This is a genomic window from Cellulomonas timonensis, assembly GCF_900046455.1.
Lineage (GTDB): Bacteria > Actinomycetota > Actinomycetes > Actinomycetales > Cellulomonadaceae > Cellulomonas_A > Cellulomonas_A timonensis.
Map to the genome: position 1 here is coordinate 250,929 of NZ_FCOT01000009.1, position 19,317 is coordinate 270,245.

Genomic DNA, 19,317 nt, shown 5'->3' on the forward strand with positions numbered 1-19,317 from the left:
GCGTACGGCGCATACGGCGTCGACGGCGCCGGGTAGGGCGTCGCGGGGTGCGGCGGGTAGGGATGCGGCGGGTAGGGGTTTTTTTTTGAAAGAGAAGACGACTAGCAATATTCCGGCCTGTCTCGTGGACACGGAATTGGGTATAAGAGTAGGCCCCGGGGCAGTCGGGCCCGGGCCCGACTGCCCCGGGAGGTGCGTGTCCATGTGACGATCCTGTCGTGTCCCAGGCCCCCAGCCCATCGGGCTCTGCCCTGAGCCGACCCTGATTCACCAGCGCGGCGCCCCTGAATCGGCGTGCTGGTGGCCTCGGGGTGGGCGCCGAGGTGTGATCATCGGGGGGTGCACCCCCCCGAGCCCGCACCCGCCTGGGTCCCGCCGACCCCGGCGCCGACTCGGCTGCCGCTGCGTCGGCCCCTCGGCGGCCGCGTGGCGGGCGGGGTCGCGCTGGGGCTCGCCGCGCATCTCAACGTGTCACTGACGTTGGTGCGCTGGGCGCTGGTCGGGATGACGCTGGCGGGCGGGCTGGGCGCGGCGCTGTACGTGTTCTTGTGGGTGACGGTCCCCTCGGGTGATCCGGCCACGGCGGGTGGCGAGACCCGGCCGCCGGCGCTGACCCGTCTCGCCCGCGTGCAGGGGGTGGGGGCCGAGCGGCTGCGCCGGTTGCCGGTGACCGACATTGCCACGGCGGCGGTGCTGCTCGCCGGCGCCGCGGTGCTGGTGGCGGTGCGCACCGGCGCCACGATCGACACGTCCTGGGTGCTTCCGCTCGTCCTGCTGCTGGCCGGCATCACGCTGGGCTGGAGCCAGCTCGACGCGATGCAGCGCGGGCGGATGCGCTCGCGGACGGGCGGCCGCACGCCGGTGAGCGTGCTGCGGCTCGCCGGCGGGCTGGTGCGGGCGGGGGGGGGGGTGCTCCTGCTGGTCGCGCAGGACACCGAGCCCGCGGCGCTGCTCCAGGTGACGATCGCCGCGGTGGCGGTGCTCGCGGGCGTGGCGCTGGTGCTGGCGCCGTGGTGGCTGCGCCTGGTGCGCGAGCTCGGCGACGAGCGCGCCGCGCGGGCCCGCGAGTCCGAGCGGGCCGACATCGCCGCCCACCTGCACGACTCGGTGCTGCAGACGCTCGCGTTGATCCGCGCCCGCGCGGCGGACGATCCGGCCGAGGTCGCGCGCATGGCGCGCGCGCAGGAGCGCGAGCTGCGCGAGTGGCTGTACGACGACCGGCCGGCGCCGGGCACCTCGGTCGCCGCGGCGCTGCGGGCCATCGTCGCCGAGGTGGAGGACTCCCGCTCGGGGCCCACCGGCGAGGCGGTCGCGGTGGACACGGTGGTGGTGGGGGATCGTGTCCCGGACGCGCAGACCGAGGCGCTGCTGCAGGCCACGCGCGAGGCGCTGGTCAACGCGGTGGTGCATGGCCGCCCGCCGGTCTCGCTCTACCTGGAGGTGGGCGACGAGACGGTGGAGGTGTTCGTGCGCGATCGGGGCGACGGCTTCGATGTGGACGCGATCCCGTCCGACAGGTTCGGCGTCCGTGAGTCGATCATGGGCCGGGTGCGGCGCAGGGGCGGCTCCGCGACGGTGCAGTCCAAGGAAGGTCGTGGCACGGAGGTGCACCTGTGCGTGCCCGTGCGCGACGACGCGGCGAAGCCGCAGAGAGAGGCGTGACGATGAGCGGACCTGTCGACGTGGTGCTGGTCGACGACCATCTGATGTTCCGCACGGGGGTGCGGGCGTCGCTGGATGGCAGCGTCAACGTGGTCGGCGAGGCCGCCTCGGTGGACGAGGCGGTGCGGGTGGTGCGCGAGCTGCGTCCTCCGGTGGTGCTGCTGGACGTGCACCTTCCCGGTGGTGATGGCGGAGGCGGCGCGGAGGTGATCCGCACGTGCATGGACCTGCTGGGCGGCACGCGGTTCCTGGCGCTGTCGGTGTCCGATGCCGCGGAGGACGTGGTGGCGGTCATCCGGGCGGGCGCCCGCGGGTATGTCACCAAGGCGATCTCCGGGCCCGACCTGTCCGACGCCGTGCGGCGGGTGGCCGGCGGTGACGCGGTGTTCTCCCCGCGCCTGGCGGGCTTCGTGCTCGACTCGTTCGGCACCGCGGCGGGGGACGTGGCGATCGCGGATGACGAGATGGACCGGCTCTCGGCCCGGGAGCGCGAGGTGATGCGGCTGATCGCGCGCGGCTACTCGTACCGCGAGGTGGCCAGCGAGCTGTTCATCTCCATCAAGACGGTGGAGACGCACGTCTCCGCGGTGCTGCGCAAGCTCCAGCTCTCGAGCCGGCATGAGCTCACCCGGTGGGCAGCCGCCCGACGGCTGCTGTGACGCCCCGGGCGTGAACGCGGGGCCCTGTCGAGAAGTTCCCGACACTAGTGTTGGGAAGATCACCCCGTCGGCGTCTCAGACGGGCTCTGCCGCCGCCGACGAATCCCTAGGCTGGCGTCTATGACCATCCTCTACAACGTCCTCCTCGTCCTGCACCTGCTCGGCTGGGCCATCGTCTTCGGTGGCGCGCTCGCCGGGCTCAAGAAGGCGACGCTGCCGGCTGGGGCACTGCACGGCATCCTCACGGCGCTCGTCACCGGAATCCTCATGGTCGGCCTGGCCGAGTCCGGCGTCGCCGGCCCCGAGCACATCAACAACATGAAGGTCGGCGTGAAGCTGCTCATCGCGGCTGTCGCCACCGGCGTCGTGGTCTACGGCGTGAAGAAGCCCGCCAAGGTCACGCGCGGGTTCGTGGGCGCCGTCGCCGGCCTCGTGGTGGTCAACGTCGCGATCGCGGTGCTCTGGCGCTGACCTCGGCCACCAGGCCGGAGGCCGGTCGATGAGCCCCGGGGACCTCGTCGCCGCGCTCGTGATCGCCGTCGGCCTGGTCGGCGTCGTCGTCCAGGTGCTGCCCGGCAGCGTCCTGGTGCTGGCCGCCGTCGGGGTGTGGGCGGCGTTCACTGGTGGAGCTGTAAGAGACTGGGCGGGGGTGCCCGGCTCCACGCTGGTGTGGGGCGGCATCGCCGGGGTGGTCGGGTTCTTCGTGGTGCCCGTCGTCGGCCTGCCGCTCGGCTTCGTGGGCGGGGTCTACGCGACCCAGCGGGTGCGGGACGGCGACCACGCCACCGCCTGGGCGGCCACCCGGGCGGCGGTCCGCGCCACGGGGATCACGATCCTCGTGGAACTGGCCGGCGCCCTGCTGGCCACCGCCGCGTGGGCCGTCGCCGTCGTCATGACCTAGGGCCCGCGTTGCGCCACCCGCGGCGTGCGGTGCGCGTGGGGCGTGCCCCGATGGGATGAACAGTGGGCGCAGGCGCCTCATGGCGAGGTGTTCCGGGCCGATGGGCTGGCAGAGAAGTGTCGCCGCCCATCGACCGGAGTCCTCCATGCGTCGTCTTGTCACCCTGGCCATCCGCACGCGCCTGCTCGTGCTGGTGGGCGTCGCCACGCTCGGCCTCGTCTCCGTGGCCGTCGTCTCGGGCGTCCAGCTCGAAGGCGACCTGCTCGCCGAGCGCAAGGTCACCACGCGCGCCGTGGTCCAGACCGCAGTCGGCGTCGTCGAGAGCTACGGCCAGCGCGCCGCCAGTGGCGAGCTGACCCGGGTCGAGGCGCAGGAGGCCGCCATCGAGGCGGTGAAGGGGCTGCGGTACTCCGGCGAGGAGTACTTCTGGATCAACGACATGCAGCCGGCGATGATCATGCACCCCACCAAGCCCGAGCTCGACGCCACCGACCTCAGCGACTACGCCGATCCTGACGGGACGCTGCTGTTCGTGGAGTTCGTCAATGTCGTGGAGGCCGACGGCGCGGGCTTCGTGGAGTACCAGTGGCCCAAGCCCGGCGAGGACGCCCCGCAGCCCAAGATCTCTTATGTGACGGGCTACGAGCCGTGGGGCTGGGTGATCGGCTCGGGCATCTACGTCGACGACGTCCGCACTGCCGCCATCGCCGGGGCGCGCGACCTGCTGCTCGCCAGCGCCCTTGTCATCGCGCTCGTGATCGCCCTGAGCGTCGCCATCTCCCGCAGCATCGTGCGGCCCATCGAGCAGGCGGGCGCCGCGCTGGCCAGCGGCGACCTGTCCACGCGGCTCGGAACCGGGCGTGGCACCACCGAGCTCGACAAGCTCGCCCTCGCGCTGAACGCCACGCTCGACCGCACGTCGACGGTGTCCGAGCAGGTCGGCGCCGCGGCGCTGGAGGTCGACACGGCCGCCCGGAAGCTCGTCGAGGCGAGCGACGACATCGGGCGGGTGGCCGACGACTCCGCGCGGCTCACTGTCGAGGTCGCCTCCGCGGCGAACGAGGTCAGCGAGGGCATCGACACCGTCGCGTCGGGCACGCATGAGATGGGCGCGTCCATCGGCGAGATCGCCCGCACCACCCACTCCGTCGCGCAGATCGCCGGCGAGGCCGTGGACCTGGCCCAGCGCACCGACCGGACCGTCGCCGAGCTGGGCGACTCGTCGGCGCAGATCGGCAGCGTGGTCAAGCTGATCTCCGCGATCGCCGAGCAGACGAATCTGCTGGCCCTGAACGCGACCATCGAGGCGGCGCGCGCGGGGGAGGCGGGCAAGGGCTTCGCCGTCGTCGCCGGTGAGGTCAAGGAGCTCGCCCAGGAGACCGCGCGGGCGACCGGGGACATCTCCAGCCGCGTCGAGGCGATCCAGGGCGCTGTGACGCGCGCTGCCGGGGAGATCGGGCAGATCTCGGCGATCATCGGCAGGATCGACGACTTCCAGGGCAGCCTGGCCGGCGCCGTCGAGGAGCAGACGGCCACCACCGCCGAGATGGCCAAGGCCGTCTCCGAGGTCGCGGACGGCGGGCGCGGCATCGCCACCACGCTGGTCGAGGTCGAGCGCGCCACCCAGCGCACCACCGAGGAGCTCGATGGCATCCGCGCCGCCGCGCACGACCTGGTGGCGACGTCGCAGCGACTGCAGCAGTCGGTGCTCGACCTGCGCGGCTGACCCGGCGGCTGGCCCGGCGGAGCGGCGGCGCGGGCGGCTCGCTGGGCCGGGTTGTGCCACGGGTGTCAGTGGGCGCGCCTACGCTGTGGGGGACATGACCTCGCTCTTCGACAACCTTCCGCTGCCCGGGTTCGGCCCCGCCAATCTCGCGCGCCTCCCGGCCGCCGTCCCCCCGCGCGACGGCGACCTGCCCGACGACGCTGGCCAGCCCTCCACTGGGCGCCGGCCCGGCGGGCACGGCCCCGCAGGCCACGACGACGGCCAGCACGACCACCGCTCGGCGGACGCCGACGCGCTGCTCGTCGGGCTCAACCCGCAGCAGCGCGAGGCGGTGCTGCACCACGGCGGCCCGCTCCTCATCGTGGCGGGCGCCGGCTCGGGCAAGACTCGCGTGCTCACGCACCGCATCGCGCACCTGCTCGCCACCGGCCGCGCGCGGCCCGGCGAGGTGCTGGCGATCACCTTCACCAACAAGGCCGCCGCCGAGATGCGCGAGCGCGTCGCGGCGATCGTCGGGCCGTCCGCGCAGCGCATGTGGGTCTCCACGTTCCACTCGGCGTGCGTGCGCATCCTGCGGCGCGAGGCCGCGACCCTGGGCCTGCGCTCGAGCTTCTCGATCTACGACTCCGCGGACTCGCAGCGCCTGCTGACGATGGTGGCGCGCGAGCTCGACCTGGACGTGAAGAAGTTCCCGCCGAAGGCCCTCGCGCACAAGATCTCGGCGCTCAAGGACGAGCTGGTCGACCCCGACGAGTACGCCGCGTCGGTGAGCACCGCGAACGACTTCGACTCGACGCTCGCGCAGGTGTACTCGCGCTATCAGGCGCGCCTGCGGCAGGCCCACGCGCTCGACTTCGACGACCTGATCATGCAGACCGTGCACATGCTGCAGGCGTTCCCGCAGGTCGCCGAGCACTACCGGCGGCGCTTCCGGCACGTGCTGGTCGACGAGTACCAGGACACGAACCACGCGCAGTACACGCTGGTGCGCGAGCGGGCGGGGGTCGGCGCCCGCCAGTCCGCCGAGGGCGGGCCGGACCTGCGCGGCGAGCTCACCGTGGTCGGCGACGCTGACCAGTCGATCTACGCGTTCCGCGGCGCCACGATCCGCAACATCCTCGAGTTCGAGGCCGACTACCCGGACGCCCGCACCATCCTGCTCGAGCAGAACTACCGCTCCACGCAGAACATCCTCTCGGCCGCGAACGCCGTCATCTCGCGCAACCCCGGCCGCAAGCCCAAGCGGCTGTGGACCGACTCGGGCGCCGGCGCGCAGATCGTCGCCTACGTCGCGGACAACGAGCATGAGGAGGCGCGGTTCGTCGCGGAGGAGATCGACCGGCTCGGCGACTCCGACGGCGTCCGGCCCGGCGACGTCGCCATCTTCTACCGCGCGAACGCGCAGTCCCGCGCGCTCGAAGAGGTGCTGATCCGCGTCGGCCTGCCCTACAAGGTGGTCGGCGGCACGCGCTTCTACGAGCGCAAGGAGGTCAAGGACGCGGTCGCCTACCTGCGCGCGCTGGCCAACCCCGACGACGACGTGAACGTCCGCCGCATCCTCAACGTCCCCAAGCGGGGGCTCGGCGACAGGTCGGAGGCGATGGTCGCCGCGTTCGCCGAGCGGGAGCGGATCTCCTTCGGGGCCGCGCTCGAGCGGCTCGACGACGTGCCCGGGCTGGGCACACGCGCGATCACCGGCATGCGGGCCTTCGCCTCGATGATGTCCGACCTGCGGCGCCTCGCCGAGTCCGCCGGGCCCGCCGAGGTGCTCGGCGCCGTGCTGGACCGCACCGGGTACCTGGCCGAGCTCCGCGCCTCCGAGGACCCGCAGGACGCCTCCCGCGTGGAGAACCTCGCCGAGCTGCACGCCGTGGCCGCCGAGTTCGAGCAGGCCGAGCCCGAGGGCAACCTCGCGGACTTCCTGGAGCGGGTCTCGCTCGTCGCGGACTCCGACCAGATCCCCGCCCAGGATGGCGACGACGCGGACGAGCACCAGCGCGCCGCCGACCAGGGCGTGGTCACGCTCATGACGCTGCACACCGCGAAGGGCCTGGAGTTCCCCGTCGTCTTCCTCACCGGCATGGAGGACGGCACGTTCCCGCACATGCGCTCGCTGGCCGACTCCGACCAGCTCGCCGAGGAGCGGCGGCTCGCCTATGTGGGGCTCACCCGCGCGCGCGAGCGGCTGTACGTCTCGCGCGCCGCGGTCCGCACCGCCTGGGGCGTGCCGAACGAGTTCCCCGCGTCGCGCTTCCTCGACGAGCTGCCGGACGAGCTCGTCGACTGGCGCCGGCGCGAGTCGAGCATGGACCGCTTGCGCACCCCTGGCGGCTACTCCACGGGATCGGGCGGCTTCGGCTCCGGCGGCTTCGGCTCGCGCGGCCAGTCGGGCGGCTTCCGGTCGGGCGGCGCGGAGGCCAAGCGGCGCACCACGGCGCCCGCGTCGGGGGGCTCGGGTGCGACGTTCGGCTCCGCGACCCCGCGCCCCGAGTCGGCGATCCCCGACCTGTCGGTGGGGGACAAGGTCACCCACGACGCCTACGGGCTGGGGACCGTCGTCGGGCTGGAGGGCGCCGGGCCGAACGCCGTCGCCAAGGTCGACTTCGGCTCCGAGGGCGCCAAGCGCCTGCTGCTGCGGTTCTCGCCCGTCACGAAGCTCTGACGCGCGCTGTCAGAGCGAGCGGATGAGCTCCACCGCCTGGAGGAGCGACACCTGCGGCGCCTCGCGGCGCAGCTCGCGGACGGCCTGCACCTCGCCCTCGGTGTCGCGCAGCGTGCGCAGCCGCGCCTGGTCGAGGCTCGCCCGCACGGCGTCGAGCGAGCCGCCGAAGTCGGCCTCGAACTGCCGCTCGCGCCGCCTGTCGGCCGAGGAGCCCACCGACCACATCGCCAGGGCGATGGCGCACACGGCAGTCCCGACGATCACGAACAGCCACGCGCCGCGGATCGCCTGGGTGACGAGCGTGGAGGCGATGACCAGCAGGGCGAGCCATCGCAGCGTCGTGTCGACCGGGCTGCGCGGCGGTCGCGGATCGGCATCGGTCCTGGTGGTCATACGCGCGTCTCCTCAGTTGGCGTCCGTGCGGGCCGGAATCATTGCATACGGGGCGAAGCGCGCGGGGTGGGCCGCTGTTCCTGTGGCCGAGCCGACATCTCTCGATGTGAAGATAAAGTCGTCGCGCGGCTAGCATCAGGCAGGGCGCCGTGGCCAGCCAGGCCGCGCATGCGGGTCGACGGAAGGACCAGAGCCAGGTGGACCTGTTCGAGTACCAGGCACGTGACATCTTCGAGAAGCACGGCGTTCCCGTGCTCGGCGGCATCGTCGCCACCACACCGGATGAGGCCCGCGCGGCGGCGGAGCAGCTGCTCGGCGGCAAGCCCGGCGTCGTCGTGGTCAAGGCCCAGGTCAAGACGGGCGGGCGCGGCAAGGCGGGCGGCGTGAAGATCGCCCGCTCCGCCGACGAGGCGGCCGAGAAGGCCGGCGAGATCCTCGGCATGGACATCAAGGGCCACACCGTCCACCGGGTGATGATCGCCGCGGGCGCTGATATCGCCGAGGAGTACTACTTCTCGCTGCTGCTCGACCGGTCCGAGCGCCGCTATCTGGCCATGGCCAGCGTCGAGGGCGGCATGGAGATCGAGCAGCTCGCCGTGGAGCGCCCCGAGGCCCTCGCCAAGGTGGCCGTGGACCCGCGCGTCGGGATCGACGCCGAGAAGGCCGCCGAGATCGTCGCGGCTGCCGGCTTCGCCGCCGACGTGGCGCCCCAGGTGGCCGAGGTCCTGCAGCGGCTCTGGGACGTCTACCAGGGCGAGGACGCCACGCTGGTCGAGGTCAACCCGCTGGTCAAGACCGCCGACGGCACGATCGTCGCGCTCGACGGCAAGGTCACGCTCGACGAGAACGCCGGGTTCCGGCACCCCGACCACGCCGGGCTCGAGGACGCCGCCGCAGCCGACCCGCTCGAGGCGCGCGCCAAGGAGAAGGACCTCAACTACGTCAAGCTCGACGGCGAGGTCGGGATCATCGGCAACGGCGCCGGCCTGGTCATGAGCACGCTCGACGTGGTCGCGTACGCCGGCGAGGGGCACGGCGGGGTCAAGCCCGCGAACTTCCTCGACATCGGCGGCGGCGCCTCGGCCGAGGTCATGGCCGCGGGGCTCGACATCATCCTGTCCGACCCGCAAGTCAAGTCGGTCTTCGTCAACGTCTTCGGCGGCATCACGGCCTGCGACGCGGTGGCCAACGGCATCGTCGCCGCGCTCGAGATGCTCGGCGACGCGGCCACCAAGCCGCTCGTGGTGCGCCTCGACGGCAACAACGTCCTGGAGGGGCGCCGCATCCTCGCCGAGGCCGCGCACCCGCTCGTCACGCTCGCCGACACGATGGACGGCGGAGCGGACAAGGCCGCCGAGCTCGCCCACACCGCCGCCTGAGCCCGATCACGCAGAGACGAGAGAACAACTGACATGGCGATCTTCCTGACCGAGTCATCCAAGGTCATCGTCCAGGGCATGACGGGCTCTGAGGGCACCAAGCACACGACCCGCATGCTGGCCAGCGGCACGAACGTGGTCGGCGGCGTGAACCCGCGCAAGGCCGGCACGTCCGTGGCCTTCCCGCAGGGCGACGGCACTGTCGACGTGCCCGTCTTCGGCTCCGTCGAGGAGGCGATGAAGGAGACCGGCGCGGACGTGTCGGTCATCTTCGTGCCGCCGGCGCACACCAAGGGCGCCGTCCTCGAGGCCGTCGACGCGGGCATCCCGCTGGCCGTCATCATCACCGAGGGCGTGCCGGTGGCCGACACCGCCGAGTTCTTCGCGTACGCGCAGGACAAGGGCGTGCGGCTCATCGGCCCGAACTGCCCCGGCCTGATCAGCCCCGGGAAGTCGAACGTCGGCATCATCCCGGCCGACATCACGGGCCCCGGCAAGATCGGCCTCGTGTCGAAGTCGGGCACGCTGACCTACCAGATGATGTACGAGCTGCGGGACCTCGGGTTCTCCACGGCCATCGGCATCGGCGGCGACCCGATCATCGGCACCACGCACATCGACGCGCTCGCCGCGTTCGAGGCCGACCCCGACACCGAGGTCATCGTGCTCATCGGCGAGATCGGCGGCGACGCCGAGGAGCGCGCCGCGGCCTACATCGCCGAGCACGTGACCAAGCCGGTGGTCGGCTACGTCGCCGGGTTCACGGCCCCTGAGGGCAAGACCATGGGGCACGCCGGGGCGATCGTCTCGGGCTCGGCGGGCACCGCGCAGGCCAAGAAGGAGGCCCTCGAGGCCGCCGGGGTCAAGGTCGGCAAGACGCCGAGCGAGACGGCGGCGCTCGCGCGGGAGCTGCTCTCCTGACCTGGTGAGCGGTGCGCTGCCCGCACCTCCGCGCCAACGGCGCCGCATCCCCCGGGGTGCGGCGCCGTTGGCGTCCCCGGGCGTCGCGGTTCTGACGATACGTCGTCAAATGTGCAGGTCAGAGGCCTATACGCTCGCTGGACACCCGCCTTGAGGAGGTCGCGTCCAGCATGTCCGAGCCGCATCCCACGACCGCCGTCGTCCTCGTCAACCTCGGCACCCCGGCCGCTCCGACGGCGCGCGCCGTGCGGCCCTACCTGCGCGAGTTCCTCACCGACCGCCGCGTCGTGACGATGCACCCCGCGCTGTGGCGCCCGATCCTCGAGCTCGGCGTGCTCAGCTCCCGGCCGCGCGCCTCGGCGGCGAAGTACCGGACGGTGTGGACGCCCACGGGATCGCCGCTGCTCGTCCACACGCAGGCGCAGGTCGCGGCCCTCCAGGCGGCACTCGGCCCCGACGTCACCGTGGCGGGGGCGATGCGCTACGGCGACCCGGCGCTCGGCGACGTGCTCGCAGGCCTGGTCGACGGCGGCCACGAGCGCGTGCTCGTCGTGCCGCTGTACCCGCAGTACGCCGGCTCCGCGACGGGGACGGTGCTGGAGCGCGCGCACCGGGCTATCGCCGCGCTGCCGCGCCACCCCGAGTTGCGCACCGTGCGGGCGTTCGGCGAGCACCCCGCCTACGTCGAGGCAGTGTGCTCGGCGCTCGAGGAGCGCTGGGAGGCCGTCGGTCGCCCCGACCCCGCCGCCGGCGACCGGGTGGTGCTGAGCTTCCACAGCATCCCCGTGGCGATGTCCGACGCGGGCGACCCGTACCTCGCCGAATGCGAGCGGACGGCGGCCGCGGTGCGCGCGCGGCTGGGCCTGGACGCGGACGCGTGCGTGCTCACCTTCCAGTCGCGGTTCGGGCCCGCCCAGTGGCTGGGGCCCGCGACGATCGACACGGTGCAGGTGCTCGGGGCCGCTGGGTCGCGGCGCACCGAGGTGGTGTGCCCCGGCTTCGTGTCCGACTGCCTGGAGACCCTCGAGGAGATCGAGCAGCTCAACCGCGAGGCGTACGAGCGCGCCGGCGGCACAGGCTTCGCGTACGTGCCGTGGGGCAACTCGCGGGCCGCCTGGACTGACGCCCTCGCCGAGATCGTCCGCCCGCACCTGTCCGGCTGGCTGTCCGTGGGCGCCAGTCGCTGACGACCTGCCCGGCGCGCCGTGCCGCCTGGGCGCCACACCCGCTCCGGGCGGGGACGATGTCCCCGTGACCGATCCGTCTGGAACCGACCGCCTCGACCGTGCGCGCCGGCCGCGCGTGCTGACCGAGGACAGCGCGTCCGGACCCCGGCGCCCTGGCGGCGACTCGACACTGGCGTGGCTGCCCGGGCTGCTGGCAGGCATGCAGGGCGCGTTGCTGTCCCTGCTCGTCGTCGTGCTCCCGGCCGTCACGGCGTACGTCGTCACCTCCGCCGACCCGGCGAACAGCAGCGTGGCGTGGACCCGCTCCACGGAGGTCGGCGCCGGGCTGTGGCTGCTCGGCCACGGGGTGCCGCTCGGGCTGGGCGGCAACGTCCTCAGCCTCATGCCGCTCGGCATCACCTGCCTCGCGCTGTTCACCTGCTACGCCTCGGCCCGCCGGTCGGCAGAGGCGACCACCACCTCACTCGTCGCGGGCATCTCCGGGTACACCGCGGTGACGATCGTCATCACCCTGCTCATGCGGGCCAGCATCGCCGACGTCGCCCTGGCGATTATCGGGGGAGCGGCCGTCTCGGCGACCGGGCTCGCCACCGGGCTGGCCCGGCGCCCCGAGGCCCCACGGGTGCGCGACCTCACCCGGCCCCTGTGGTCACGGGTCATCGCGCCGATCCGCACCGGCGCCAGCGCGGGCGTCCTCGCGCTGTCCTCGCTGATGGCGATGGCGGCCGCCACCAGCGTGGTGTGGGTGCTGGCTGGGAGGGCCACGGTCAGCGACATCATCCGGGTGCTCGACCTGGACGTCGTCGGGGGCGGCGTGCTCGCCGTCGCCGAGCTCGCCTACCTGCCGAACCTGGTGCTGTGGGCCCTGGCATGGCTGACCGGGCCGGGCTTCTGGGTGGGCGCGGGCACGTCCTTCACGACGGCCGGGGTCGTCTCCGGCCCGATGCCGGCGGTCCCGTTGCTGGGCGCCCTGCCGCAGCCGGGCAGCGGGGGAGGCGTGCTCGTCGCGGCTCCGGTGCTGCTGGTGCTCGTCGGGGCGCTCGCCGGCCGGTGGCTGCACCGCCGGCTGCCCTCCGACCGGGCTGTGGACCCGCTCGTCGCCGGGGTCGCGGCAGCCCTGACTGCGGGGCTCGCCGCAGCCGCGCTGATGGTGCTCGCGAGTGGCGGGGTCGGCCCCGGCCGCATGGGGGACGTCGGCGCGTCACCGCTCGCGGTGGGGTCCCAGCTGGGCGCCGGGGTGCTGCTCGGGGTCCTGCTGGTGGCGCTGCCCGCCGACCGCGAGTTCCGCGCCGCGTGCCGCCGAAGTCTCGCCCGCGTGCTCAGCCGCGGCTCGAACGGTCCATGAGGTCCTGCTGGAGAGTGGCCACGTCCTCCTGGAAGGCCTGCTCGCAGCGGGCCTTCGCCGAGACGGTCAGCGCGTCGCCCAGGCACTCCTGACGTGCGGTCTGCGCAGGCCACGTCATGACGGCGCCCGCCGACGTCAGGCCCAGCAGCGCCGTGAACGCCAGCCCGACGGACAGCATCGGCGTCAGCACCCCGCGCACCCGGGCGCGCCGCAGGGAGATCAGCGCCCGGATGCCCGCCGCGAGGGAGAGGGCCACGAAGACCAGGCTGGACACGGCCCACGGCCACGGCAGCGAGGCGGTGAGGACGGCCGCGAGCATGAGCAGGCCGAACTGGAGCACGTGCGAGCTCGCGAGGCGGGCGACCTCGGGGTAGCGGGCGGGGTCGATGACCGCTGCCACGCTCGGGTGGTTCTTCGCGGCGGCGCGCACCATCGACGGGCCGCCGATGTCGATCAGCTCGACGCACTCGTCGGCGGTGGCGCCCGAGGCGACCGTCGCGGAGAACGGGTACAGGTTCACCACCACCAGGTCGAACGGCACGACCTCGAGCTCGGCGAGCTGGGCCAGGTGCTCGGGGCGGCGGGTGTCCGCGAGGATCCCGGCGTGCACGCGCGGGTGCAGCGTCTTGACCCGGCCGTCGAGGCACTCCGGGAACCCGGTGAGGTCCTCGACGCGGGTCACGGGCACGCCTGCGGCGGAGATGGTCGAGGCGGTGGAGCCGGTGGAGACGAGCTCCACGCCCGCGGCGTGCAGGGCCGTGGCGAGCTCGGTCAGGCCGGTCTTGTCGAAGACGCTGAGCAGGGCCCGGCGGAGCGGGCGCCGCGTGTCAGGGGCGTCGGGGTCGGCGACAGGCGCGAAGGGGGTGGCGAAGCCGGACATGGGGATGACCTCCCGGGTCGGTGCGGTCTCGTGAGACGGTCAGGACCCGAGCACCCAGGCGAACGGTGCGACGGCTAGGGGTACATCCGGCCGCTCCCCGGTGGTTGAGCCCACCTCAGGCGCGCCAGTCACGGCCACGGGCAGTCTACCGGCGAGCCACCCCGCCGCGACGCATTCAGCCGACGCTGACCTGCCGCCCCTCGACCCGCATCCCCTCACGGGCGATCCGCCCGACCCACTCGACCAGCAGCGCCCGCTCGACCACCTTGATGCGCTCGTGCAGGGACGCCTCGTCGTCGCCCGGCTCCACCTCGACGGCCGCCTGCGCGATGATCGGGCCGCTGTCCACACCCGCGTCGACCACATGCACCGTGCACCCCGTGACCCGCGCGCCGTACGCCAAGGCGTCGCGGACGCCGTGCGCCCCCGGGAACGCCGGCAGCAGCGCGGGGTGGGTGTTGACCACCCGGTCGGGGAAGCGCCCGAGCGTGGCGGCGCCGAGGATGCGCATGAACCCGGCGCTGACCACCAGGTCGGGGCGGAACACCGCGATGGACTCCGCGACGGCCCGATCCCACGCCGCGCGGTCCGGGAAGTCCGCCGGGGCCACCACCGCCGTCGGCACTCCGTGCGCGCGGGCGACCTCCAGGCCGCCGGCGCCCGGCTTGTCGCTGACCACGCCGACGACGCGGGCGCCGTAGGCGGGGTCGTCATGCGCGGCGAGGAGCGCGGCCAGGTTCGACCCCGCCCCCGAGACCAGCACGACGACCCTCCCGCCGGATCGGGTGTGCGGCACAGGGGGCCGCGGCCCGTCGCCCGTGGCCGGGTCACGTGGAGCGGAGCGGGGGGGTTCGGGCGCGCTCATGGGGCGACCCTAACCTCCGGGCGGAGCATGGCCCGCGAGGCGTCCGGGCCCGATGATGCGGGACAATGCTCAGGTGTCCAACCCGTATGCCCCGCCGCCCGAGGGCGCCGTGCCTCCCACGGGAGCCGTGCCCCCGCAGGCCACAGGCCCCGTGCCCCCGCACGCCACGGGCGCAGTGCCCCCGCACGCCACTGGCGGGTCCCCTGCGCCGGGGCCCGATGCGGCGCAGCGCCCGCCCGCGCACCGCCCGCACCCGCAGCATCCGAAGCACCCGCAGCACCCCCAACACCATCACGGCGGCGGCCACGGCAGCGAGGCGGTGAGGACGGCCGCGAGCATGAGCAGGCCGAACTGGAGCACGTGCGAGCTCGCGAGGCGGGCGGCCTCGGGGTCGGGCGGGGGCAACGGCGCCGGAGGCTGGCCGGGGCCAGAGCCGTGGCCGCCGCCGTGATGGTGTTGGGGGTGCTGCGGGTGCTTCGGATGCTGCGGGTGCGGGCGGTGCGCGGGCGGGCGCTGCGCCGCATCGGGCCCCGGCGCAGGGGACCCGCCNGCCTCGGGCGCCACCGCCGACGAGTGCGTCGAGCTGATCGACATCGGCGGCCCGTCGATGGTGCGCGCCGCCGCGAAGAACCACCCGAGCGTGGCAGCGGTCATCGACCCCGCCCGCTACCCCGAGGTCGCGGCCAACGCCGCCGCGGGCTTCACGCTGGCCGAGCGCCGGCGCCTCGCGGCTGACGCGTTCGCGCACACCGCCGCCTACGACGTCGCCGTGGCGCAGTGGTTCGCGCAGCAGTACGCGCCGGACGCGCAGGCGCAGGAGTCCGGCTTCCCGGCCTTCGCCGGCTCCGCCTACGACCGGGGCCGCGTGCTCCGCTACGGCGAGAACCCGCACCAGGGCGCCGCGCTGTACCTGGACGCGCAGGGCGCCGCAGGGCGCGGCCTCGCGGGCGCCGTGCAGCTCCACGGCAAGGAGATGAGCTACAACAACTACGTCGACGCCGACGCGGCGTGGCGGGCCGCGCACGACCAGGACGCCCCGGCCGTGGCGATCATCAAGCACGCCAACCCGTGCGGCATCGCCACCGGCGAGGACATCGCCCAGGCGCACGCCCGCGCGCACGCCTGCGACCCGGTGTCGGCCTTCGGCGGCGTGATCGCCGCGAACCGCCCGATCACCGCCGCGGCGGCCGAGCAGATCGCGCCGGTGTTCACCGAGGTCGTCGTCGCTCCGGACTTCGAGCCCGAGGCCGTCGAGGTCCTCACCCGCAAGAAGAACATCCGGCTGCTCAAGGTCGTGCCCGCCGACGGCGGCCAGTTCGAGCTGCGGCCCATCAGCGGCGGCGCGCTCGCCCAGCAGACCGACGTCATCGACGCGCCCGGGGACGACGCGGCCGCCTGGACGCTCGCCGCGGGGGAGCCCGCCGACCAGGCCACCCTCGACGACCTGGCCTTCGCCTGGCGGGCCGTGCGCGCCGTGAAGTCCAACGCGATCCTGCTCGCCTCCGACGGCGCCTCGGTGGGCATCGGCATGGGCCAGGTCAACCGGGTCGACTCGTGCCGCCTCGCGGTGGAGCGGGCGAACACCGGCGACGTGGACCGGGCGCGGGGCTCCGTCGCCGCGTCGGACGCGTTCTTCCCGTTCGCCGACGGCCTGCAGGTGCTGCTCGACGCGGGCGTGCGCGCCGTGGTCCAGCCCGGCGGCTCGGTGCGGGATGACGAGGTGATCGCGGCCGCGCAGGCCGCCGGGGTCACGCTCTACCTCACGGGCACGCGGCACTTCGCCCACTGAGCAGGCTCACGCAGCGCTCCGCAGCGGGATCGCCGGGTCGGCGGCCTGGGCGCGGTCGACGCGCGGCAGGCCCGCGCCGGTGAACAGCCGGCGCGCGGCGCCCACATCGCGGGGGCGGTCGACGCTCAGCACCGCCGTCAGCTCGGAGGAGCCACGCCGGAACCACAGCACCGTCCAGCCGGTGGCTCCGTCCGATCCGGCGGGGTCACCGCGCAGCACCAGGTCGTCGTCATGGCCGCGCTGCCCGTACATGGCCAGCTCATGGCCGAACTGGGTGGAGAAGACGTAGGGCGCGTGATCCTCAGGGGTCGCGCCGGGGTCGAGCAGGCCGCGCACCGCGACCTCGGGCCCCCGCAGGGCGCCATCCCAGTGGCCGCCGGGCACCAGGCCGTGCCGGGCCGACCGTCTGCGCGCCACGTCGCCCACCGCCCGCACATGCCGTGGGCCGCCCTCGGGGGCGAAGGCCGCGTCGACGAGGAGCGCGCGGTCCGGCTCAAGCGGCAGAGCGTCCGCGAGCCAGCCGGTGGAGGGCCGTGCGCCCACCGCCGCGAGCACCGCATCCGCCGGGAGGGTCCTGCCGTCCGCCAGGTCCACCCCGTCCGTGCGCACCCGGGCGACCTGCACGCCCGTGTGCAGCTCCACGCCGTGCTCGGCGTACCAGGGGGCCGTCGCGGCGCCCACCGCTGCGCCGAGCGGGCCGGCCAACGGCGCGGGCAGCGCCTCGACGACCTGCACGTGCACCCCGGCGGCGGCCGCCACCCCGGCGACCTCCGCGCCGATCCACCCGGCGCCGACCACCACGAGCCGGGCGCCCGGGCGCAGCAGGGAGCGCAGCCGGTCGGCGTCGGGCGCCGCGTGCAGGGTGACCGCGTCGTCCCAACCGCGCGGCCGCACCGGATGCGAGCCCGACGCCGCGACGAGCGCGTCAGCGGAGACCGAGCCGTCGTCGGTGAGCACCTCCACGTCACGCGCGCCCACCCGCAGGCCGACGGCGTTGACGCCGAGCCGCACCTCGTCCGCGAGGGCGAGGGCGTCGACGCCCAGCTCGTCGGCCAGCCAGGTGGGCGCCGGGCGGTCGAGCAGGTGCTTGGACAGTGGGGGCCGGTCGTAGGGGGCCAGCAGCTCGGCGCCGATCAGCGTCACCCGGCCGTCGAAACCCTGCGCGCGCAGCGCCGTGAGGGTCTGCGCCCCGGCCAGTCCGCCGCCGACGACGACGACGGATCGGGGCGGCGAGACCGGATCACGCGGTGAGGACAGCACGCCCGCAACGGTAGTCTCCCGGGAGGGAGGCAGAGCGAAGTGAGTGGTCGAGAGAACGCCCCAGCCCCAACGCCCGAGCCCGGGCGGCAGGGCGGGTCGACCCGTGCGCGGGGGGCCTCGCAGTGGCCGCCGCTGCGACCAGCGTCGTCGCCGAGCCCGTCGTCGCCGACTCCGCCAGGGTGGTCGCGCCCCCGGTCCCGCCGGAGGAGAAGCCCCTCGACCCCCGCCAGATCGCGCGCGCCTCGCTCGCGGCCGGGCGCAACGCCTCGCTGTGGTGGGTCTCCGCGGGCGTCGTCACGGCCACCGGGATCGCGCTGCTCGCGGGGATGTCGTGGGGCGCGCTGTTCCTCGCGGTCATGCTCGTCGCGGGCGCCGTCGCGCGCGCCGTGGCGTCAGGCGACCATCCGGCCGCGCTCGCGGTGCGGTCCCGGCCGGTCGACGTGGCAGTGCTGCTCGGCTTCGCGTTCGTGGTCGGGGTGCTCTCCCAGATCGTCCCCGCGGGCTGATCGGGCTCAGACGGGCTGATCAGGCCGGGGCGGCTCGGGGCGGTCGCCGCCGGTTGACCCGGTCGCGCCGCCAGCAGCGCCGCCGGCAGTGCCGCCAGCAGTGCCGCCGGCCGTGCTCGTGCTGGTCCCCGAGCCGGCCCCCGTCGTCGTGCTCGTCTCCTCGGTGGTCCTGACATCGTCGTCGACCTCGGGCTGGAGGCCCTCGAAGGACGGCTCGGGCGCGAACGCCCGGTAGACGATCGCGGCGATCGCGGCCCCGACGAGCGGCGCCACCCAGAACACCCAGAGCTGCCCGAAGGCCCAGCCCTCGGAGAAGATCGCCGCCGCGGTGGAGCGCGCGGGGTTGACCGAGCCGTTGGTGATGGGGATGGCGACGAGCAGCATCACGGCGTAGGCCAGCCCGATGGAGAACGGCGCCAGCAGGGTGCTCGACCGCCTGTCGGTGGAGCCGAGGGCCACCCCCACGAAGACGGCCGTGACCACGCACTCGATGAGCAGCGCGCCCCACAGGCCGAAGCCCTCGCCGGCGGCGCCGGAGACCGCCGCGATGGGCGAGTGCTCGCCGAACCCGTTGGCGACCGTCGCGAAGAAGGTCTTCTCGGCGCCGTCGAGGGCCGGGAAGCTGGCGATCGCGACGAAGAGCACGGCGGCCGCGAAGGCGCTGCCCACGAGCTGGGCGATCCAGTAGGGGACGGCATCGCGCCACGGGATGCGCTGGGTGATCGCGGCGCCGAGCGTCAGGGCCGGGTTGAAGTGCGCGCCGGAGACGTGGCCGACGGCGACGGCCGCCGCGAGGTAGCCGAGTCCGAACGCGAGGCCGACGGCGAGCGGCCCGCCGCCGAGCCCGGTGAATCCGGCGTACAGGGCGACGCCCAGGCCGGCGAGCACCACGACGAAGCTGCCGAATGCCTCCGCACCGAGTTTGGCGATCAGCGCGGGCCCCAGCGTGCCCTTCCCGGGCGGGAGCCGGTAGGCGACGGACTCCCGGACGGAGCCTGGCCCGGACCTGGCCCCGCGTCGCCGAGCCTCTTCCTGGCGTGATCGGGCGGCGGCGTCGGCCGTGGCGTCCGAGGCCGGGCGGCCTGCTGTGCCGGGTGTCCCTGCGGTGTCCTTCGGCTCAGACATGGAGATTCCCGTCATGGAGTCGCGGCTCGCGGTCGGGGCGGCACGGCGCGCCGCCCC

15 protein-coding genes, 2 pseudogenes and 1 riboswitch are annotated in these 19,317 nt (G+C 74.3%); of the genes and pseudogenes, 12 read left to right on the plus strand and 5 right to left on the minus strand.

Annotation, left to right across the window (positions count from 1 at the left end; translation table 11 throughout):
- Nucleotides 1–339: 339 nt before the first annotated feature.
- The 6 genes from BN3788_RS03295 to pcrA all read left to right on the plus strand — a co-directional run bounded on the left by BN3788_RS03295 (nt 340) and on the right by pcrA (nt 7,610).
- Nucleotides 340–1,662, plus strand: coding sequence for an ATP-binding protein (locus BN3788_RS03295; protein WP_066582423.1), 1,323 nt, complete (start codon nt 340–342; stop codon nt 1,660–1,662).
- Between the two features lie 2 nt (nt 1,663–1,664).
- Entirely contained in the window at nt 1,665–2,321 is a 657-nt protein-coding gene (locus tag BN3788_RS03300) for a LuxR C-terminal-related transcriptional regulator (RefSeq protein WP_066582424.1), read from the plus strand.
- Nucleotides 2,322–2,441: 120 nt separating this feature from the next.
- Nucleotides 2,442–2,792: a hypothetical protein gene (locus tag BN3788_RS03305; RefSeq protein ID WP_066582425.1), complete on the plus strand. Its 351-nt coding sequence runs from the start codon at nt 2,442–2,444 to the stop codon at nt 2,790–2,792.
- A gap of 28 nt (nt 2,793–2,820) precedes the next feature.
- Nucleotides 2,821–3,222 carry a DUF456 family protein gene (locus tag BN3788_RS03310; RefSeq protein WP_066582426.1) on the plus strand — a complete coding sequence of 134 codons (402 nt, stop codon included), beginning with the start codon at nt 2,821–2,823 and terminating at the stop codon, nt 3,220–3,222.
- A 145-nt stretch (nt 3,223–3,367) separates the two neighbouring features.
- Nucleotides 3,368–4,948 carry a methyl-accepting chemotaxis protein gene (locus tag BN3788_RS03315; protein ID WP_066582427.1) on the plus strand — a complete coding sequence of 527 codons (1,581 nt, stop codon included), beginning with the start codon at nt 3,368–3,370 and terminating at the stop codon, nt 4,946–4,948.
- A 94-nt stretch (nt 4,949–5,042) separates the two neighbouring features.
- The gene (pcrA, locus tag BN3788_RS03320; RefSeq protein ID WP_066582428.1) at nt 5,043–7,610 is read left to right on the plus strand and encodes a DNA helicase PcrA; all 2,568 of its coding nucleotides are present in this window, start codon (nt 5,043–5,045) and stop codon (nt 7,608–7,610) included.
- 9 nt (nt 7,611–7,619) lie between these two features.
- Here pcrA and BN3788_RS03325 read toward each other — a convergent pair whose 3' ends face one another.
- The gene (locus tag BN3788_RS03325) at nt 7,620–8,003 is read right to left on the minus strand and encodes a hypothetical protein (RefSeq protein ID WP_066582429.1); all 384 of its coding nucleotides are present in this window, start codon (nt 8,001–8,003) and stop codon (nt 7,620–7,622) included.
- Between the two features lie 197 nt (nt 8,004–8,200).
- On the opposite strand from BN3788_RS03325, the gene sucC reads away from it, so the two are divergent.
- The 4 genes from sucC to BN3788_RS03345 all read left to right on the plus strand — a co-directional run bounded on the left by sucC (nt 8,201) and on the right by BN3788_RS03345 (nt 12,835).
- A complete protein-coding gene (sucC, locus tag BN3788_RS03330) occupies nt 8,201–9,382 on the plus strand; it encodes an ADP-forming succinate--CoA ligase subunit beta (RefSeq protein ID WP_066582430.1) in 1,182 nt (393 codons plus the stop codon).
- Between the two features lie 33 nt (nt 9,383–9,415).
- Nucleotides 9,416–10,303: a succinate--CoA ligase subunit alpha gene (gene sucD, locus BN3788_RS03335; protein WP_066582431.1), complete on the plus strand. Its 888-nt coding sequence runs from the start codon at nt 9,416–9,418 to the stop codon at nt 10,301–10,303.
- 170 nt (nt 10,304–10,473) lie between these two features.
- Nucleotides 10,474–11,490, plus strand: a complete 1,017-nt coding sequence (hemH, locus tag BN3788_RS03340; RefSeq protein WP_066582432.1) for a ferrochelatase — start codon at nt 10,474–10,476, stop codon at nt 11,488–11,490.
- 64 nt (nt 11,491–11,554) lie between these two features.
- Entirely contained in the window at nt 11,555–12,835 is a 1,281-nt protein-coding gene (locus tag BN3788_RS03345) for a cell division protein PerM (RefSeq protein WP_066582433.1), read from the plus strand.
- A gap of 361 nt (nt 12,836–13,196) precedes the next feature.
- On the opposite strand, the pseudogene purH (BN3788_RS03350) reads toward BN3788_RS03345, so the two are convergent.
- Nucleotides 13,197–13,715: pseudogene (gene purH, locus BN3788_RS03350) on the minus strand (bifunctional phosphoribosylaminoimidazolecarboxamide formyltransferase/IMP cyclohydrolase); the annotation flags it as partial.
- 45 nt (nt 13,716–13,760) lie between these two features.
- A riboswitch (ZMP/ZTP riboswitch) is annotated at nt 13,761–13,857 on the minus strand.
- A gap of 33 nt (nt 13,858–13,890) precedes the next feature.
- Complete coding sequence (gene purN / locus BN3788_RS03355) at nt 13,891–14,580, minus strand: phosphoribosylglycinamide formyltransferase (protein WP_082812531.1); 690 nt, start codon at nt 14,578–14,580, stop codon at nt 13,891–13,893.
- 550 nt (nt 14,581–15,130) lie between these two features.
- Here purN and purH (BN3788_RS03365) point away from each other — a divergent pair.
- A pseudogene (gene purH / locus BN3788_RS03365) lies at nt 15,131–16,369 on the plus strand (bifunctional phosphoribosylaminoimidazolecarboxamide formyltransferase/IMP cyclohydrolase); the annotation flags it as partial.
- A 6-nt stretch (nt 16,370–16,375) separates the two neighbouring features.
- Here the strand turns inward: purH (BN3788_RS03365) and BN3788_RS03370 are convergent.
- Nucleotides 16,376–17,629: an NAD(P)/FAD-dependent oxidoreductase gene (locus tag BN3788_RS03370; RefSeq protein WP_234346457.1), complete on the minus strand. Its 1,254-nt coding sequence runs from the start codon at nt 17,627–17,629 to the stop codon at nt 16,376–16,378.
- A 122-nt stretch (nt 17,630–17,751) separates the two neighbouring features.
- Here BN3788_RS03370 and BN3788_RS03375 point away from each other — a divergent pair, with 122 nt between their 5' ends.
- Nucleotides 17,752–18,135 (plus strand): DUF3017 domain-containing protein, encoded by a 384-nt coding sequence (locus BN3788_RS03375; RefSeq protein ID WP_066582436.1) that lies wholly within the window; start codon nt 17,752–17,754, stop codon nt 18,133–18,135.
- A 6-nt stretch (nt 18,136–18,141) separates the two neighbouring features.
- Here BN3788_RS03375 and BN3788_RS03380 read toward each other — a convergent pair whose 3' ends face one another.
- Nucleotides 18,142–19,260, minus strand: a complete 1,119-nt coding sequence (locus BN3788_RS03380; protein WP_187138350.1) for an aquaporin — start codon at nt 19,258–19,260, stop codon at nt 18,142–18,144.
- Nucleotides 19,261–19,317 lie beyond the last annotated feature (57 nt).

What these genes read in the sequence shown, in the direction of transcription:
- sucD (WP_066582431.1), top strand. Translation starts at nt 9,416, where the DNA reads ATGGCGATCTTCCTGACCGAGTCATCCAAGGTCATCGTCCAGGGCATG.
- BN3788_RS03315 (WP_066582427.1), top strand. Translation starts at nt 3,368, where the DNA reads ATGCGTCGTCTTGTCACCCTGGCCATCCGCACGCGCCTGCTCGTGCTG.
- BN3788_RS03310 (WP_066582426.1), top strand. Translation starts at nt 2,821, where the DNA reads ATGAGCCCCGGGGACCTCGTCGCCGCGCTCGTGATCGCCGTCGGCCTG.
- BN3788_RS03380 (WP_187138350.1), bottom strand. Translation starts at nt 19,260, where the DNA reads ATGTCTGAGCCGAAGGACACCGCAGGGACACCCGGCACAGCAGGCCGC.
- purN (WP_082812531.1), bottom strand. Translation starts at nt 14,580, where the DNA reads ATGAGCGCGCCCGAACCCCCCCGCTCCGCTCCACGTGACCCGGCCACG.
- BN3788_RS03305 (WP_066582425.1), top strand. Translation starts at nt 2,442, where the DNA reads ATGACCATCCTCTACAACGTCCTCCTCGTCCTGCACCTGCTCGGCTGG.
- hemH (WP_066582432.1), top strand. Translation starts at nt 10,474, where the DNA reads ATGTCCGAGCCGCATCCCACGACCGCCGTCGTCCTCGTCAACCTCGGC.
- BN3788_RS03325 (WP_066582429.1), bottom strand. Translation starts at nt 8,003, where the DNA reads ATGACCACCAGGACCGATGCCGATCCGCGACCGCCGCGCAGCCCGGTC.
- BN3788_RS03300 (WP_066582424.1), top strand. Translation starts at nt 1,665, where the DNA reads ATGAGCGGACCTGTCGACGTGGTGCTGGTCGACGACCATCTGATGTTC.
- pcrA (WP_066582428.1), top strand. Translation starts at nt 5,043, where the DNA reads ATGACCTCGCTCTTCGACAACCTTCCGCTGCCCGGGTTCGGCCCCGCC.